Below are 16808 nucleotides of genomic sequence, written 5' to 3'. Positions count from 1 at the left end.
CCTTATTTGGCCACGTAGCGGTCAAGACGCCGTTCGATGACATGCTGGACGAGTGAAAGCAGGAAGCAGATCATCCAATAAATAAAGGCTGCTTCAATATAGATCACTAAAATCTGGTCAAGATTCCGCGCGCCGATTTCTTGGGCTTTTCTGAACAGTTCAGCGACCAGAATTTGAGAGGCGAGGGATGTATCTTTGATCAGGCTGATAAAGGTATTGGATAATGGCGGGATCGACACACGAAACGCCTGCGGCAAAATGACGCGGAACAGCGTTTTCTGATGGGTCATGCCAATTGTATAGCCGGCTTCCCACTGTCCTTTCGGCACGGATAAAATAGATGCCCGGATGATTTCAGATGCATAGGCGCCGACGTTAAGTGAAAAGGCGATAACTGCGCTTGGAAATGGATCTAATGTGATATTAAAGGCCGGGAACAGATAGAAAATGATGAACAATTGAACGAGAAGAGGAGTGCCGCGTATCGCGGATACGTATACGCTGAACACCCATCTCAAAGGTTTCATTTTCGACATTCTGGCAAGCGCTGTAATCAGCGCGATGATCATCCCAAATAGGAAGGAAAGAATCGTAAGGGGAATCGTATAGTAGATTCCCCCTGAAAGGATCGGCCAGAATGACTGCTGCACCAGATCCCACGGGATCGCCGTGCCAAGCGTCAATGCCGGCAGATTATTTAGAAACATCTTCGCCGAACCATTTTTTCGAAATGCTAGAAAGAGTCCCGTCCTCTTTCATTTCTTTTAATGCTTTATTGACTTGATCCACAACCTCGCCGCTTCCTTTGCGGAATGCGAAATAGGTGAACTGCGGATCGCCTGTTTCAAAAGCGATTTTTACGTTTTTGTTGTCTGATGTTTTTAAGTAGTTCAATACAGCAAGCTTATCGTTGTATGTCATATCGACGCGGCCTTGCTGGATGAGCTGAAGGGATTGTGCCAAGCCTTCTACGCCTTCAACTTTCGCGCCTGCATCTGTAGCTAATTTGTTGTAATTGCTTGTCAGTGATTGTGCCGATGTTTTTCCTTTTACATCTGCTTCAGACTGAATATCGTTGTTGTCTTTTTTCGTCACGACAACGGCTCTTGAAGTTGTATATTTATCAGAGAAATCGTATTTGTCTTCACGGTCTGTTTTTCCGACTTGGTTGGCAATGACGTCAAACCGTTTGGAATTCAGGCCGGCAAACATACTATCCCATTGTGTTTCCTTAAAATCGACTTTCAGCCCTAGGCGTTTTGCGGCTTCTGTAATGACTTCCACATCATAACCAGTCAGCTTATCAGTGTCTTTGTCGTGGAAAGTGAACGGTTCATATGTTCCTTCCGTACCGACTGTCAGCTCACCTTTTTTCTTAATTGAAGCCCAAAGATCGCCGTCTTTGGCGTTGTCTTTTGACTGATTGTCATTTCCTGCTCCGCAAGCTGCGAGCACTGCAATGCTTACGATCATGAATAAAGCCAAAAATGCTTTTTTCATCTTATTCCCCACTTTTCTGGTTGATTTTATTGAAATAAAAAATTAGCTTACAAATCTAAAGGATAACTTTTTTTAGTATGAGTCAAGTAATTGGTTTTCATAAGGCGATTTCTCTTAAAATAAATCCAAAAATTGCTGTACCGGTTTTGGCAAATAACTGTCAGTTCTCCACATCACAGCCGGTTTCATAATAAAGGGATTGTTTTCGATACGAATGGTATGAACGTGGTTCCTCATGTGAACAGGAATCATTGTGACGGGCAGAATGGAAGCGCCGAATCCGGATGAGACGAGGCTGAGCAAAGTTGCGGAATCGTGGCATTCACAAACAGTACGCGGCTCCAGATTCAAACGCTGAAATTCATTCATGACCTGATTATAGACGCCCTTCCCGTTGACAGGCCGCAGCAGAATCAGCGGAAAGGAAGGGATGTCTTCCATTTTAATGGTGTCCCCGCACGGATATCCTGCTTCTTCTGAAAGCACCAGTACACATGGAATATCATCAAGCTGTTTGAATTGAACTGTATCGCTTTTGATCAGCGTCGTGGTGACCGCCGCATCAATTTGACGGCTTTCCAGAAGTTCTAACAGTGTCGCGGGCTCATTCTCCCAAATGTTAAAGGTGAGGTGCGGGTATTTCTCTTTCATCTGTGTGACTTTTTCAAGCATCAGAGAGGCGCAATAAATCGTTGACCCCACAGCCAGCGTGCCGGCAACTTCCTCCTTCAGCTCTTGTACCTCGATGACGGCATCTTCAAACCTATGCAGAATCTCTTTGGCTCTTTTCAGAAAAACAGTTCCTTCATATGTAAGCGTCATTTGTTTTTTCTTATTCCGGTCAAAGAGAATGACACCTAGCTCGTCCTCCAGCTGTTTCAGCTGTCTGCTTAAAGGCGGCTGTGCCATGTGGAGTTTTTTGGCGGCGGATGTGATTTTTTGTTCTTGGGCGATGGTAATAAAATATCGAAGCTGGCGAATGTCCAAAAAAAGCGCCTCCTCAGTATACCTTTTAGGTATGATATATAGATTTTAGAGATATTTTTCATATGGATATATCAGGAGTATGATGGAAATGAAAGCGGAATTCAAGCGTAAAGGAGGGGGCAAAAATGAAACTCGTTGTCGGAATGACAGGGGCAACAGGGGCCATTTTCGGAGTCAGGCTGCTGGAGTGGCTGAAAGCGGCCGGAGTGGAAACCCATCTCGTTGTGTCTCCTTGGGCGAACGTCACGATCAAACACGAAACAGGCTATACCTTAAAACAAGTGGAACAGCTGGCTACATACACATATTCGCATAAGGATCAGGCTGCAGCCATTTCTAGCGGATCGTTTGATACCGATGGAATGATTGTCGCGCCATGCAGCATGAAATCTCTCGCAAGCATTCGCACCGGGATGGCGGATAATCTGCTGACACGTGCGGCGGATGTCATGCTCAAGGAGAGAAAAAAACTCGTCCTCTTAACGAGGGAGACGCCTTTGAACCAGATTCATCTCGAAAATATGCTAGCGCTTACGAAAATGGGCGCCATCATTCTTCCTCCAATGCCGGCCTTTTATAACCAGCCCGGCAGCTTAGAGGAAATGGTCGACCATATTGTATTCAGAACATTGGACCAATTCGGTATTCGCCTTCCTGAAGCGAAACGCTGGAATGGGATTGAAAAGCAAAAAGGAGGAGCTTGATCATGGCTTATCAAGATTTCAGAGAATTTCTCACTGCCCTTGAAAAAGAAGGGCAGCTGCTGACAGTGAAGGAAGAGGTAAAGCCGGAGCCGGATTTAGGGGCCGCGGCACGAGCAGCCAGCAATCTGGGCGATAAAAGCCCCGCGCTTTTATTTAACAACATTTACGGCTATCACAATGCTCAAATTGCGATGAATGTAATCGGTTCCTGGCCGAACCATGCGATGATGCTCGGCATGCCGAAAGACACGCCGGTAAAAGAACAGTTTTTTGAATTCGCCAAGCGTTATGAACAGTTCCCGATGCCGGTCAAACGTGAGGAAACAGCGCCGTTTCATGAAAATGAAATCACAGAAGACATCAATTTGTTCGATATCTTGCCTCTTTTTAGAATTAACCAAGGGGACGGCGGCTACTATTTAGATAAAGCATGTGTCATTTCCCGCGATCTTGAAGATCCTGAGAATTTTGGCAAACAAAACGTCGGCATTTACAGAATGCAGGTCAAAGGAAAAGACCGCCTCGGCATTCAGCCTGTGCCGCAGCATGATATTGCGATCCATTTGCGTCAAGCTGAAGAACGCGGCATCAATCTTCCAGTCACGATTGCGCTCGGCTGTGAGCCGGTTATTACAACGGCGGCGTCGACTCCGCTTCTTTATGATCAATCAGAATACGAAATGGCGGGCGCAATTCAAGGCGAGCCGTATCGCATCGTCAAATCTAAGCTGTCTGATCTTGATGTTCCATGGGGCGCTGAAGTTGTGCTTGAAGGTGAAATCGTGGCCGGAGAACGTGAATATGAAGGCCCGTTTGGTGAATTCACAGGCCACTATTCCGGCGGACGCAGCATGCCGATTATCAAAATTAAACGCGTATATCATAGAAACAATCCGATTTTTGAACATTTATACTTAGGCATGCCTTGGACAGAATGCGATTACATGATCGGCATTAACACTTGTGTGCCGCTTTATCAGCAGTTAAAAGAAGCATATCCGAATGAAATTGTCGCTGTGAACGCCATGTACACACACGGTTTAATCGCGATTGTTTCCACAAAAACCCGCTATGGCGGATTTGCAAAAGCGGTCGGTATGCGTGCACTCACAACACCGCACGGACTCGGCTACTGCAAAATGGTCATTGTTGTTGACGAGGATGTCGATCCATTCAATCTGCCGCAGGTCATGTGGGCGCTTTCGACTAAAATGCATCCAAAACACGACGCGGTCATCATTCCAGACTTATCTGTCCTGCCGCTTGACCCTGGATCTAATCCATCAGGGATCACTCACAAAATGATTCTGGACGCCACTACGCCGGTTGCGCCGGAAACAAGAGGCCATTATTCACAGCCGCTTGATTCACCATTAACAACGAAAGAATGGGAACAAAAATTAATGGACTTGATGAATAAATAAGGAAAGGATGATCGACATGCATACATGTCCTCGATGCGATTCAAAAAAGGGAGAAGTCATGAGCAAATCGCCTGTAGAAGGCGCCTGGGAAGTTTATCAGTGCCAAACATGCTTTTTTACATGGAGATCCTGTGAGCCGGATAGCATTACAAACCCGGCGAAATACAATCCGGCGTTTAAAATTGATCCGAGTGAAACAGAAACAGCAGTTGAAGTTCCGGCTGTGCCGGAACGAAAGGCTTGATCAGCGTGAACTGTCTATCAGACCCCCTTTTTGAGCTGCTTGACGGGAATCGCTTGGATGAGAAGCAGCATGAGGCTTTCGTTCTGCAAACGGTATCGGATGATGGCTGGCCGCATGCCGCCATGATTAGCGTGGGAGAAATCATCGCTCTCAGCCGAACAGAAATCCGAATCGCTCTGTGGAAAAACACAGCGACTGCAGCCAACATCCGTCGCAGAGGAAAAGCGCAGTTTATGGCATGGTGGAAGGGAGCCGCCCATTATGTGAAGCTGCAATGTGAGCCTTTGCCGTCTTTGAAAGAAGCTGAATATGAAAGAGACCGTTTTGCCTGCCGCATCGTTTCGGTGAAGGAGGATGTGGCGAAATATGCAGATTTGACTTCCGGTGTCCGAATCCAGCTTCACAGCCCTGAAGAGGTGCTGAACAGATGGGAAAAGACACGAAAGGAATTGAAACGGTAATATGACAGAGCCTGACGCCATGCGTCAGGTTTTTATTTTTAATAATAAAAATGAAATGGGGGGCCGCACCTCCAACAATCCATTCAGGATGCATTTCCTGAATGAACAGCGGGTCTTTGATCAAAGCTCAGCAAATGGATGGACAAATAAAAAAACAGCCCGTGGGATCAAAAATCCGCGGGCTGTTTTTTTATTATAAGACCCCTTTCATCGCACGCTTGATAATTGGCGAAAGCAGCAGCAGAATGCCGCCGAGCACGATAGAAATCAAGCCGATGGTGCCGAAGTAAGTTGTTTCAGGAATTTTATCAAACAATCCGGCTACTTGGGCATTGATTGCTTGGGCGGCTGCGTTAGTCAAAAACCACATGCTCATTGTTTGTGCAGAGAATGCAGCTGGTGCTAGTTTCGTTGTGACGGATAAACCGACTGGAGACAGGCACAGCTCTCCAAGCACGACAAGCAGGAAGCTGAGAACGAGCCAAAGCGGGCTTACGAGTACATCTTTCCCTTGCATAGCCGGGAATACCATAATGATAAATGACAATCCGGCTAGAATAATTCCGATTGAGAATTTAACTGGTGTGGACGGCTGGCGTTTGCCAAGCTTCATCCATAACCAAGCGAAAATTGGCGCGAAAATGACGACAAACAATGGATTTAATGATTGGAACCAAGATGACTGAAGTTCTAATCCGCCCAATGAAAGCTTTATGCGTTCATCAGCGTAAACCGCAAGAATGGTCGCTCCCTGTTCCTGAATGGCCCAGAACATGACAGCGCCGATAAATAAAGGAATGTAAGCGGCAAGACGAGATTTTTCAGTTTTGTCCGCTTTTTTGCTAGTAAACATGATGATGAAATAAACAATAGGGATCAGAATACCGAGAATACTCACAAGGTCGATGAAACGATTGATCGTCAGCGCGCCTGTTTGTACAGAGACCATCACTGCGATCGCTAAAATGATAATACCGATTCCAGTGCCAATCGCAGATTTTTTAGACAGCGGATTCGGCACATTTGAGCCTGCGAGCCCTAGGTTTTTCTTTCTTGTTACAGCATATACGATAAGTCCGAGAAGCATTCCGACTGCGGCCACTCCGAAGCCAAGATGATAGTTGTACTTCTGTCCGAGTGTTCCGACAATTAACGGCGCGAGCAAACCGCCGAGGTTAATCCCCATGTAGAAAATACTAAAACCTGAGTCGCGGCGCGGGTCTTCTTTCGTGTAAAGATCTCCAACCACGCTTGAAACGTTTGGTTTTAATAAGCCTGTTCCGATAATGATAAGCGCCATGCTGATATAGAATGCTGTCGCGCTGCCCGGAAAGGCGAGTGCAATGTGGCCGAACATAATGAATATGCCGCCGTAAAACACGGTGTTTGCGGTTCCGAATACCCGGTCAGCAAGCCATCCGCCAATAATAGTCGACATGTATACGAGAGATCCGTAAATTGACATAATGGCTACCGCTGTGCCTTTGTCAAAGCCAAGCCCTCCGTTTATCGTCTCTGTATACAAATAGTAAAGTAAGATTGCTCTCATTCCATAGTAAGAGAAACGTTCCCAAAATTCGGTGAAAAAGAGCGTAAATAGTCCCCTCGGGTGACCAAAGAACCCTTTTTGCGGGACGCTTTTAATGATACTTTCGTTATCAATTGAAGCCATGTCAGCCAAACCCTTTCTTAAAAAAGTGTATTATAAAAATCATATTCTTATATAATACTTGTGTCAATATAATTTATACGCATTTCAAATAGTTCCATAATGGAAAAATTGTAACAGTATAAAGATAGTGATTTTATCCTAATGATTAAGTCCTTTTTCCGTAAGGTTTTCTGACAAAACGATTCCTTTATATTTTTTCAATAAAATTTTAGAGAAATGTACAAGCGGATCGGGCCGTTATGAGTATCATGATAGTATCATGAAGAAGGAGGCTCGCAATTGGCTGAATTCATATTAAATGCGGCTGATTTCGGTATTTCAGGAGATGGCAAAACGGATTCAACAGAACTGATTAATCAATGCCTCAGTACCGCTGTTTCGAAAGGATATCATACGGTCTGGTTTCCAAAGGGAACATATTTAGTAGACGGAACGCTTGGGGGTGATCCCAATCAGAGGTTTCGAAACGCGGGGATAAAAGTTCCTGCCAACCTTGAGATTGTGATGGACCCCGAGTGTATCATGAAAGTCATTCCGAACAGTTCGTGGGGTTATTCCGCATTTTATGTAGGCAAGCAAGAGAATATAACCATTTCCGGAGGACAAATCATCGGCGATCGCGATGAGCATACGTATGCGTCCGCGGGCATCAGGTCAACCCATGAATGGGGCTTCGGCATATGTATTGAAGGATGTTTGAATGTTGTGATTGATGATGTCAAAATTTCTGGTTTTACCGGAGACGGGATCATTGTCAGTCCGAGAGGATTAAAGACAAATGATGATTATCGAACGTCAGAGCATGTCACCATCAGCCGCTGTGAGGTTCGGCGGTCGAGAAGGAATAACATTTCCATTACCGGATGTGACATGGTCACAGTGGAGGGATGCTTGATTGAGGACGCCGGAACGGGAAATGGAACAGCTCCGAAGTTCGGAATTGACATAGAAGGATATGGCGAAGGTGATATTGACTATGAAGAACCGGTCAATGTATCCATTCGTAATAACCATTTTACGGGAAATGTTTCGAGTTCTGTGACCAACTTTAACGGGTACGGCATTTCAATAGAAGGTAACCACTCAGACAATACGATCAGCTATGGGTATGGAACGCAAACGGTGATCAAAGGAAATATTCTCAGATGGGAGAAAGACGCGGCTGCCGCACCTAGAGTCGGGATTACGGGACTCGGTGTGTCACAAGGAAAAGAGAGCAGTGATGCGGTCATCGCCGGCAACCTCATTACCGGGTTTTCAACAGGGATTGATGTCAGGGGAAAGAGCGTGCTTGTCACGAACAACAAAATCAGCAACTTTCAAAACACAGGCATATTGGTATATCAGTCTTCCGACGTAAAGGTGGACGGCAACCAGATTCAAAACGGATTGTCTGAAACAAGGCGCAGCACCGGCCTTCGCGCAGTGCTGTCAGATGATACCGCATTTTTGAATAACTGCCTCATTCAAGTCATTGACGGCGTGAACATTTCCGGCGGCGATATGATCATAAAAGATAATGTGATGAGAAAATTCAGCCGGGGGATCTGGATCGCTCAAGGAAACGCCGTGATTGAAGGAAATACAATGATCCCCGATGCGTTTGAAGGCGCCTTGGAGTCGTATACCATTTCCGTCACGAACAATGCGAGCGCTATCATCAAAAACAACACATGTAAAGCGTTTAAAAACTACCCGATCTACTGTTCAACAAGGGCGAAAACCTCAATTATCGGCAACCATTTTGAGAGATCTCCGCTTTTGGTCACCATCTATATCAACGCTGGTGTGCATGAGATTTTTGATAATACCATTTCAGTCAACAGAACAGCTGGGAATCCGATTGTGATATATGTGAACGATTCAGCAGGCTCTATCATCTCTGGAAATACCATCAATAACCTCTCCGCAGGCACGGCGACAGCCATCCAAACAAACACCTCAACCAATTCCAAAATCATCGGCAATCACATCTTCAAAGGAACCATCAGCAAACATAGCAGTGATACCGCAGACGGCAATATCATCTCCTAAAATTAGCGCCCCGCCTTGGGGTTCTTTTTTTTCGAGTGATACATTACTATCCCTTTTTTGATTAACAAAAGAGCATAAGCAAAAAGCAAAACCCACTCAGCGAATGTGGTCATTCTAAAGGTGGAGAAATTATTATAAATGGCTTCTTGTAGTGTGAAGTTTTGCAGAATATCCATGGAAATGGAGATCAGGATCAAACAAATTAACATAGATGCAATGGCGGCTAACAATTTCATTAGTTTTGCTCCTTTCAGTTTTCATTTTGTTCATCTATCCGCATGTTATGCAAATGATGACAAGTGAATAATTCCAAGAAGAAGCGGAAAAATATGAAAAAAACAGGAAAGGTTTTTTGCATATGCCTTCATTTTTCAAAGAAAAAAGAAAACAGAGAAAAACGACAGACAGGACAACGCAAAAAATCATCGACAAGCAGAAGTTCCGACTGAGCCTGTTTCTCCCATCCTGACAAAAAATATATCGCGATTAAAGCGAGCCGTAGGGGGAAGTGCAGATGTTGTGATCCGTGAAGTGAGAACGGGAGAACAGGATAACTTGCATATGGCGGTCATCTACTTTGCCGGCCTGGTTGATCAAAAAACGATAAATGAGTCTTTGATTGAGCCCTTGGTCGAAAATCAATCCTTACACCATCCTCATGCCGTTGAGAAATTATTAGGTGGAACACTCCCTCTTGGCGGTGTAAAACAAGAGAAGCTGTGGGATAAGCTCATTTCAGAATTCATGCAAGGCAATGCGGTGATATTCATTGAAGGTTGCGATAAAGCACTGATTGCAAGCACACAAGGCGGAAAAGAGCGTTCAATTCAAGAGCCTGGAACACAAGTCGCTTTTCGCGGCCCGCGGCAAGGATTCACAGAATCCTTGCAAACCAATATCTCAATGATCCGAAGGTACATTAAGAACCCTGATTTATGGGTAGAGAAGATGAAAATCGGATCAGTTACTCATACTGATGTCGCGCTCATGTATATCCATGGGATTTGCGAAGAAAAAGTATTGCGGGAAGTGCGGAGACGTTTAAAAAAAATTGATATCGACAGTGTATTAGAATCCGGATATATCGAACAGTTGATAGAGGATGAAACGTTCTCGACGTTTCCCACCATCTATCACACAGAGCGGCCGGATGTGGTCGCCGGCAATCTGCTCGAAGGGAGGTTCGCAATCGTTGTTGACGGGACTCCGTTCGTGCTGATCGCTCCTGCTTTGTTTGTTCAGTTTTTTCAGTCCGTTGAAGATTACTATTCCCGCTTTGATATTGCGACCAGCATACGTGTGCTGCGAATTTTGGTTTTTTTCATTTCCCTTGTCTTACCGGCCATTTACGTAGCGGGCACGACATTTCATCAGGAGATGATCCCGACACAGCTTTTGGTGGTGATCGCCGCGCAAAGGGAGGTTGTCCCATTTCCGGCTGTGATTGAAGCATTGACGATGGAAGTCGCTTTTGAAATTCTCAGAGAAGCAGGTGTGCGGCTTCCCCGCGTTGTCGGATCCGCTGTTTCGATTGTCGGAGCGCTTGTGATTGGACAGGCGGCTGTCCAGGCGGGCATCGTATCGCCGGCCATGGTTATCATTGTTGCTTTGACAGCGATTTCTAGTTTTGCGACACCTGCTTTTGCCATGGCCATATCCGCCCGGCTGATCCGTTTTCTTTTGATTATCGCTGCCGCTTTTATGGGATTTTTCGGCTTGATATTGGGGATATTGGTTATGACAATTCACTTGTGCAGCCTGAGGTCTTTCGGTGTGCCTTATATGTCCCCGCTTGCACCATTTTCGCCAGAAGGTATGAAAGACGCTCTTTTTCGTGTTCCGTGGTGGGCGGATGACAAAAGACCGGAAGCTATCAGTGAACTGGATGAAAAGCGACAGCCAAAAGGGGAACGCCCTTTACCTGATACGGCGCGCGGTATGATAAACAAAGAATTGAAAAAAGGGAAAAAAGGAGACCGTGATGATGCGTAGGTGCGGATTAGTGATGATCATGTTACTCAGCTTGAGTATGGTTCCGGGTTGCTGGGATAAGCAAGAACTGACAGATCTTGCGATTATCTCAGCCATCGGTATTGATCGAACAAATGATGGAAAATATCTGGTGCATTTTCAAATCATTAATCCCGGAAATGTGGCAGGCGGTCTGCAAGGAGGAGGCACGGGAGACAGACCGCCGGTTTCTGTTTATTCGATGTCAGGCGATAATTTGGCGGAGGCATTGCGAAAAGGTGCGCAGAAAGTGTCAAGACGGCTATATTTTGCCCATACAAGCCTGATTGTCCTTAGTGAAAACCTTGCAAAGAAAGAGGGGCTTTATGCTGTTTTGGACAATATTGACCGCGATACGGAAATCAGATCCACTTCAACACTTGTCATCGCTCATGAAACAAAAGCGGAAAATATTGTGAAAACCCTCACGCCTATAGATAAAATCCCTTCAAATAAAGTGAACAAGACACTCAAATTTGCGAATTCCCAATATGGAGGCACCATCAAAACAAGTATTCAGGAGGTCATTCAATGTTTAGCCGCTAAAACGAAGACACCGGTTATTCCGGGTTATGTAATCGTTGGAGACAGTAAAAAAGGAGTGAGCATGGAAAATACGCAGGCTACAGATCCAAACACGATTTTGAAAGCGAACGGATTAGCGGTATTTGATGAAAATGGTCGCTTAAAGTACTGGATTGAAGGTGACACAAGTGTGGGAGCTGTTTGGCTGAAGAATAAAGTCAAACAGACGTATGTAAATGCGGATTGGAAAGGTGTGAATCCTGCGGTCAGCTTTCAGGTGATCCGTCAAAAAACGAAGCTGTCTCCAAAAATGGAAAACGGAAAGCTCAAGTTTGATGTGAAGATTTCTGCGGAAGGGACGATAGACGCTGTCAATTATCCTTTTCACTTATCAGATCCAAAAGTGCTTCTTCAATTAGAAAGATTGGTCGGCAAGCAGATTGAAAAAGACATGAATAAAACAGTAAAAGAGATTCAGGATAAAAAAGTAGATTTTGTCGGATTTGGTGAGAAGGTGCTCCGTACGTACCCAGATTATTGGAAAAAAGTAGAAAGTGAATGGAACGAACAAACTTTCGCCAACATACCAATACACGTAAATGCAGACGTTTTTATCAGGCGTACAGGCTTACGAAATGACCCGCTTCGTTACCAAATAAAGCAATAAGTAAAACGAGAAAGGGGGGCAAATGCAGGTGGAAAAGGCCAAAATAAATATAAGACAGCTATTTGTCATGATTGTGCTATTTGAACTTGGGAGCTCTTTATTAATTCCCCCTGGAGCAATGGCGGGGAGGGATGCTTGGCTTGCCATACTCCTAGGCTGCGCGGCGGGCCTGATTCCGTACTATATATACCAGGGATTATATCAATACTATCCTGAGAATTCTCCGAAAGGTTATTTGAATGATTTGCTTGGCAAGAAGTTGAGCTGGATCATCTCATTTATATACATTCTATATTTTGCTTATATCGCAGCGCGTGTTTTGCGCGATTTCGGAGAGATGCTTCTTACATTTGCATATGAAGATACCCCCATCATTGTCGTAAACGCCTTATTGGTAATCGTCTGTCTTTATGCAGTTAAAAAAGGGATTGAAGTCCTAGCGAGAGCGTCAGAACTTCTTTTTGGCGCTGTTCTTTTGTTAGGCGTAACGGGACTCATTCTTATCATTGCTTCAGGTTCAATCGACATTCATTATTTGAAACCGGTTCTCGCCGATGGCATAGCCCCTGTTTTCCGTGCTGTTTTTTCTCAAACCATGTATGTGCCCTTTGGGGAACTTGTCCTGTTTGTTGTCATCTTTCCCAGTCTGAATGATAGAAAAGGCGTAAAGAAAGCAGGGATGCTGGCAATCGGATTAAGCGGCATATTGATTGCCCTTAGCTCTGCGGTTAACATCAGCGTATTAGATGTCGATATAATGGTGCGTTCCCAATTTCCGTTATTAAGTACGATTCGCACCATTAAAGTAGCCGAATTTCTTGACCGTTTGGATGTATTCTTTATGTTGGGTTTGATTATTGGCGGTTTTGTTAAGGTCAGTCTTTTTTTATATGCCGTTGTCATTGGTGCTTCAACGCTTTTTAAGGTGAAGAATCCGTCACAAATTGCAATGCCTATTGGATGTGTGGTATTAGTGCTGTCGATTACAATTGCCACAAATATTTCAGAGCATTTAAATGAAGGATTAAACGTAGTGCCGCTTTACATACATTTGCCCTTTCAAGTGCTGTTTCCTTTATTGCTATTTTTACTTGCCGTTATGAAAAATCGAAAAAAGAAAAAGAACAAGCCTGCGGAAAAAAATAGGCAATAAAAAGAGCGGGGATGCAGCCGCCTTTTTTTACACACCGCTTCGGTTGATTGCGTGCCCCCGAAACAAAGATTGCGTATTTTTCGGGGCGGGACGGTCTCCAAACATGATAAAATATGACATAAACAGTTTTTGATGGGAGAGGGTGAAGGAATGAAGAGCGGGGTAATTCCTTCTTCAGCGGTCGGTCAAAAAATTAACGAGTGGTACAAATATATCCGCACATTCAGCGTGCCGGATGCCGAAGTGTTGAAAGCTGAAATCCAGCAGGAACTGAAACACATGCAGCATGATTCCAACTTGCTGCTTTATTATTCACTAATGGAATTCCGCCACCAGCTTATGCTTGATTATCTTGAGCCGTTAGAGAAGTTAAATATCGAGGACCAGCCAAGCCTGTCTGAATTATCAAGAAACATTGACAGCAACCAGGCGGATCTCAAAGGGCTGCTCGACTATTATGTGAATTTTTTCCGTGGGATGTATGAGTTTGATAAACGGGAATTTATTTCTGCGATTACATATTATAAACAGGCGGAAAAAAAGCTTTCCTTTGTCGCAGACCATATTGAGCGTGCTGAATTCTATTTTAAAATCGCGGAAGCTTATTATTATATGAAGCAAACGTACTTTTCACTGATTAATATAAAAAACGCCTATGAAATTTATGTGGAGCAGGAAACCTATAATGTGAGAATCATTCAATGCCATTTTGTCTTCGGGGTTAACCTGATGGATGAAAGGAATTTTGAACAAGCCGCACGCCATTTCAAATTGGCGCTCGATATGGCCGAAGCAGAACAAAAAGCTCAGCTGGTCGGAAGGGCATACTACAATCTCGGATTATGCTATTACAATCAAGACATTCTCGACCCTGCTATTGACTACTTTGAAAAAGCGGTCTCCACGTTTGAAAGCAGCCGGATCATCAATTCTCTGCCGCAAGCCTATTTTTTAATCACCCTGATTTATTATAAACGGGGAAAACATGATAAAGCTTGGGAATATCACAAGCGGGGCTATGAATATGCTAAAGAAACAGACGATGCAGACTACGCGGTAAAATTCGAGTTTTTGCAATCCCTATATCAGCAACAGCCCAATGAAGAAGGAATCGATCAATGTTTCCAATACTTAAAAAATAAAAATATGTACGCTGATATAGAGGATTTAGCCCTAGAAGTAGCAAAATATTACTATGAACAGAAATGGTTCAAACTGTCTGCTTCCTACTTTTTACAAGTTGAAGAGGCAAGAAAACAAATACAAAGGAGTGAAGGTTTGTATGAAATTGAAATCTAAGTTGTTTGTTATATGTTTAGCCGCAGCTGCGATTTTTACAGCTGCCGGCGTCTCTGCTAACGCGGAAGCACCCGACTTTCATGTGGCGGAAAGAGGAATGACATAAAAAACAGCCCCTTCTCATTGCGAGAAGGGGTTTTTTACAGTAACAGCGCCGCAAGACATGTCTCTTTCGGCGCTGCCCTTCCATGGAGAATATTTTCTTAGTATCCTCCGTTATAAAACGCAGTACCCACAATAATCAAGAGGATAAATAACACAACGATCAAAGCAAATGAGTTTCCTCCATAACCTGACATCTTGTGCCACCTCCTTGTGAGATTACCTTATTATATGCGCAATAGCCAGAAGAGGATTGGGTATAGACATATCAAAACAAAAACGCCGTAAGACTAATTTTAGTCTTACGGCGCCTATGAGGTAAGTGAAAAAGGTTTAGTAGAAGCCGCCGCCTACATATGCCGCTCCAACAATAATCAAAAGAATAAACAATACAACGATTAAAGCGAATGAATTATTGTAACCGCCGCCGCCAGTGTATCCTGACATAAGGCTCCACCTCCCTATCATGGATACTATAAGATATGCGCAACAGATTCATTTGACAGGGCCATTAGTGGACAAGAGAAAAAATGGTCAATTCGGCTATGAGCCAGATCGCATAAAAAAAATAGCGGGGCGTTTGCGCCCGCTATTTATGTAACTAAGAGATCAGCACGCCCGCGAAAAATTCCTGATATAACGCTTGAACGGCTTTTCTTTCTTCGGCTTCTTTTACGCCGAACATCATGCTTACTTCAGAAGATCCCTGATTGATCATTTCAATATTCACTTTTGCCTCTGATAATGCTTTGGCCGCTCTTGCCGTTGTGCCGACATTATGGCGCATTGCTTCTCCAACAACCATAATCAGTGCGAGATGATGCTCGACAATGACTTCGTCGGCCTGCAGATCCTTTTCGATCTGTTTGATCACGCTGCGTTCGGAGGCGGTATCCATTTGACCCTCGCGCAAGATGATGGTCATGTCATCAATCCCCGATGGAACATGCTCATACGTCAAACCATGTTCTTCGAGGATTTGAAGGGCTCTGCGGCCAAATCCGATTTCTCTGTTCATTAAATACTTGCTGATATAAATGCTGCAAAAGCCTGTATCGCTGGCGATGCCGACGACAGGGCCGTTTGTGTTATCCCGCTTGTTGACGACGCGGGTGCCTTGGGCTGACGGGTTATTCGTATTTTTGATTTGCACGGGAATCCCCGCTCTAAACGCCGGAATGAGCGCTTCGTCATGAAACACTGAAAACCCCGCGTAGGACAGCTCCCGCATCTCTCTATATGTCAGCTCGCTGATTTCCTTGGGATTTTTAACGAAGGACGGATTGACAGAGTACACAGCGTCTACGTCTGTAAAGTTTTCGTACAAATCGGCTTGAAGCCCGTTGGCAAGAATGGAACCGGTAATATCAGAACCGCTCCGTGAGAATGTGATCACATCGCCAGTCTTGCTGAATCCGAAAAAACCGGGAAAAATGATAAGGCCGTCACGTTCCCGAAGACGATAGAGGTTTTCATAGGATTCAGGAAGAACTTGCGCGTTGCCGGGTTCATTTGTCACAAAAAGGCCGGCATCCTTCGGGTTGACATATTCCGCTTTGACACCTTTATGGCGAAAATAGGCGGCGATCAGCTTGGCATTGTTATCCTCTCCGCTGGCTTTGACTGCGTCAAGATATTGCTCGGGATTGTTTTGCTCTCCTTCTAAAAGCGTAAACAGATCATCGCGGATTTTTTCGATAATGCTTTGCTCCAATTGAAGCTCATTGGCGATGAGGGCATACCGTTCCATAACAGCTTCCGCCAATTCAGGGGCGCTGCCTGATGCCAAATATTGTTCTGCACATGCGATTAAGAGATCAGTCACTTTCGTATCCCCAGCATAGCGTTTTCCCGGAGCTGAAACGACGACAGCTTTCCGTGCCGGGTCTGAGGTTACGATGTGAAACACCTTTTCAAGTTGGGCACTTGAAGCAAGTGAGCTGCCTCCGAATTTAACGACCTTCATGTTCACATCTCCTAATGTTTAAAATTTTCAAATAAATTTAGTATACATTATCTCTCTTTC

At 44.5% G+C, this 16808-nt stretch carries 17 protein-coding genes and 1 pseudogene; 10 read left to right on the top strand and 8 right to left on the bottom strand.

Annotation, left to right across the window (positions count from 1 at the left end; genetic code table 11):
- Positions 1–2: 2 nt before the first annotated feature.
- The 3 genes from tcyB to bsdA all read right to left on the bottom strand — a co-directional run bounded on the left by tcyB (position 3) and on the right by bsdA (position 2487).
- Positions 3–707 carry a cystine ABC transporter permease TcyB gene (gene tcyB / locus SC79_RS15815; RefSeq protein ID WP_039075868.1) on the bottom strand — a complete coding sequence of 235 codons (705 nt, stop codon included), beginning with the start codon at positions 705–707 and terminating at the stop codon, positions 3–5.
- On the bottom strand, positions 694–1500 hold the full coding sequence (gene tcyA / locus SC79_RS15810) for a cystine ABC transporter substrate-binding lipoprotein TcyA (protein ID WP_039075867.1): 807 nt from the start codon (positions 1498–1500) through the stop codon (positions 694–696). Before tcyA ends, tcyB begins: the two co-directional genes overlap by 14 nt.
- A 114-nt stretch (positions 1501–1614) precedes the next feature.
- Complete coding sequence (gene bsdA / locus SC79_RS15805) at positions 1615–2487, bottom strand: transcriptional regulator BsdA (RefSeq protein ID WP_039075866.1); 873 nt, start codon at positions 2485–2487, stop codon at positions 1615–1617.
- Positions 2488–2575: 88 nt separating this feature from the next.
- On the opposite strand from bsdA, the pseudogene SC79_RS15800 reads away from it, so the two are divergent.
- The 4 genes and pseudogenes from SC79_RS15800 (at position 2576) to SC79_RS15785 (ending at position 5320) form a co-directional block, all read left to right on the top strand.
- Positions 2576–3191, top strand: a pseudogene (locus SC79_RS15800) (non-oxidative hydroxyarylic acid decarboxylases subunit B).
- 2 nt (positions 3192–3193) lie between these two features.
- Positions 3194–4615 (top strand): phenolic acid decarboxylase BsdC, encoded by a 1422-nt coding sequence (gene bsdC, locus SC79_RS15795; protein ID WP_010330782.1) that lies wholly within the window; start codon positions 3194–3196, stop codon positions 4613–4615.
- Positions 4616–4631: 16 nt separating this feature from the next.
- Complete coding sequence (bsdD, locus tag SC79_RS15790) at positions 4632–4859, top strand: phenolic acid decarboxylase subunit BsdD (RefSeq protein WP_039075865.1); 228 nt, start codon at positions 4632–4634, stop codon at positions 4857–4859.
- Positions 4856–5320, top strand: a complete 465-nt coding sequence (locus tag SC79_RS15785; protein ID WP_039075864.1) for a pyridoxamine 5'-phosphate oxidase family protein — start codon at positions 4856–4858, stop codon at positions 5318–5320. Before bsdD ends, SC79_RS15785 begins: the two co-directional genes overlap by 4 nt.
- A 193-nt stretch (positions 5321–5513) precedes the next feature.
- Here SC79_RS15785 and SC79_RS15775 read toward each other — a convergent pair whose 3' ends face one another.
- Complete coding sequence (locus SC79_RS15775) at positions 5514–6992, bottom strand: peptide MFS transporter (protein WP_039075862.1); 1479 nt, start codon at positions 6990–6992, stop codon at positions 5514–5516.
- A 279-nt stretch (positions 6993–7271) separates the two neighbouring features.
- Here SC79_RS15775 and SC79_RS15770 point away from each other — a divergent pair, with 279 nt between their 5' ends.
- On the top strand, positions 7272–9026 hold the full coding sequence (locus SC79_RS15770) for a right-handed parallel beta-helix repeat-containing protein (RefSeq protein WP_039075861.1): 1755 nt from the start codon (positions 7272–7274) through the stop codon (positions 9024–9026).
- A gap of 2 nt (positions 9027–9028) precedes the next feature.
- Here SC79_RS15770 and SC79_RS15765 read toward each other — a convergent pair whose 3' ends face one another.
- A complete protein-coding gene (locus SC79_RS15765; RefSeq protein WP_039075860.1) occupies positions 9029–9262 on the bottom strand; it encodes a hypothetical protein in 234 nt (77 codons plus the stop codon).
- A gap of 130 nt (positions 9263–9392) precedes the next feature.
- Between SC79_RS15765 and gerKA the strand changes: the two genes are divergently transcribed.
- From gerKA to phrC, 5 genes are all read left to right on the top strand, one after another.
- Positions 9393–11018 (top strand): spore germination protein GerKA, encoded by a 1626-nt coding sequence (gene gerKA / locus SC79_RS15760; RefSeq protein ID WP_039075859.1) that lies wholly within the window; start codon positions 9393–9395, stop codon positions 11016–11018.
- Positions 11008–12228: a Ger(x)C family spore germination protein gene (locus SC79_RS15755; RefSeq protein ID WP_039075858.1), complete on the top strand. Its 1221-nt coding sequence runs from the start codon at positions 11008–11010 to the stop codon at positions 12226–12228. The genes gerKA and SC79_RS15755 overlap by 11 nt, the downstream gene beginning before the upstream one ends.
- Before the next feature lie 28 nt (positions 12229–12256).
- Positions 12257–13381 (top strand): GerAB/ArcD/ProY family transporter, encoded by a 1125-nt coding sequence (locus tag SC79_RS15750; RefSeq protein WP_039076032.1) that lies wholly within the window; start codon positions 12257–12259, stop codon positions 13379–13381.
- A gap of 150 nt (positions 13382–13531) precedes the next feature.
- Positions 13532–14680 (top strand): response regulator aspartate phosphatase RapC, encoded by a 1149-nt coding sequence (gene rapC, locus SC79_RS15745; RefSeq protein WP_039075857.1) that lies wholly within the window; start codon positions 13532–13534, stop codon positions 14678–14680.
- Positions 14664–14786 (top strand): phosphatase RapC inhibitor PhrC, encoded by a 123-nt coding sequence (phrC, locus tag SC79_RS15740; protein WP_010330797.1) that lies wholly within the window; start codon positions 14664–14666, stop codon positions 14784–14786. Before rapC ends, phrC begins: the two co-directional genes overlap by 17 nt.
- A 97-nt stretch (positions 14787–14883) precedes the next feature.
- On the opposite strand, the gene SC79_RS20725 is transcribed toward phrC, so the two are convergent.
- From SC79_RS20725 to SC79_RS15725, 3 genes are all read right to left on the bottom strand, one after another.
- Complete coding sequence (locus tag SC79_RS20725; protein ID WP_026014550.1) at positions 14884–14979, bottom strand: YjcZ family sporulation protein; 96 nt, start codon at positions 14977–14979, stop codon at positions 14884–14886.
- A gap of 136 nt (positions 14980–15115) precedes the next feature.
- Positions 15116–15229, bottom strand: coding sequence for a YjcZ family sporulation protein (locus SC79_RS15730; RefSeq protein ID WP_039075856.1), 114 nt, complete (start codon positions 15227–15229; stop codon positions 15116–15118).
- A 154-nt stretch (positions 15230–15383) separates the two neighbouring features.
- Positions 15384–16748, bottom strand: coding sequence for an aspartate kinase (locus SC79_RS15725; RefSeq protein WP_039075855.1), 1365 nt, complete (start codon positions 16746–16748; stop codon positions 15384–15386).
- Positions 16749–16808: the final 60 nt, after the last annotated feature.

Source organism: Bacillus sp. MSP13 (assembly GCF_000815295.1).
GTDB lineage: Bacteria > Bacillota > Bacilli > Bacillales > Bacillaceae > Bacillus > Bacillus vallismortis.
This window is presented reverse-complemented; position numbering and strand designations above follow the sequence as displayed.

Excerpts from the sequence above, each read along its gene's own strand:
- tcyB (WP_039075868.1), bottom strand. The coding sequence starts at position 707 with ATGTTTCTAAATAATCTGCCGGCATTGACGCTTGGCACGGCGATCCCG.
- tcyA (WP_039075867.1), bottom strand. The coding sequence starts at position 1,500 with ATGAAAAAAGCATTTTTGGCTTTATTCATGATCGTAAGCATTGCAGTG.
- bsdC (WP_010330782.1), top strand. The coding sequence starts at position 3,194 with ATGGCTTATCAAGATTTCAGAGAATTTCTCACTGCCCTTGAAAAAGAA.
- bsdD (WP_039075865.1), top strand. The coding sequence starts at position 4,632 with ATGCATACATGTCCTCGATGCGATTCAAAAAAGGGAGAAGTCATGAGC.
- SC79_RS15775 (WP_039075862.1), bottom strand. The coding sequence starts at position 6,992 with ATGGCTTCAATTGATAACGAAAGTATCATTAAAAGCGTCCCGCAAAAA.
- SC79_RS15765 (WP_039075860.1), bottom strand. The coding sequence starts at position 9,262 with ATGAAATTGTTAGCCGCCATTGCATCTATGTTAATTTGTTTGATCCTG.
- SC79_RS15755 (WP_039075858.1), top strand. The coding sequence starts at position 11,008 with ATGATGCGTAGGTGCGGATTAGTGATGATCATGTTACTCAGCTTGAGT.
- rapC (WP_039075857.1), top strand. The coding sequence starts at position 13,532 with ATGAAGAGCGGGGTAATTCCTTCTTCAGCGGTCGGTCAAAAAATTAAC.
- phrC (WP_010330797.1), top strand. The coding sequence starts at position 14,664 with ATGAAATTGAAATCTAAGTTGTTTGTTATATGTTTAGCCGCAGCTGCG.
- SC79_RS20725 (WP_026014550.1), bottom strand. The coding sequence starts at position 14,979 with ATGTCAGGTTATGGAGGAAACTCATTTGCTTTGATCGTTGTGTTATTT.
- SC79_RS15730 (WP_039075856.1), bottom strand. The coding sequence starts at position 15,229 with ATGTCAGGATACACTGGCGGCGGCGGTTACAATAATTCATTCGCTTTA.
- SC79_RS15725 (WP_039075855.1), bottom strand. The coding sequence starts at position 16,748 with ATGAAGGTCGTTAAATTCGGAGGCAGCTCACTTGCTTCAAGTGCCCAA.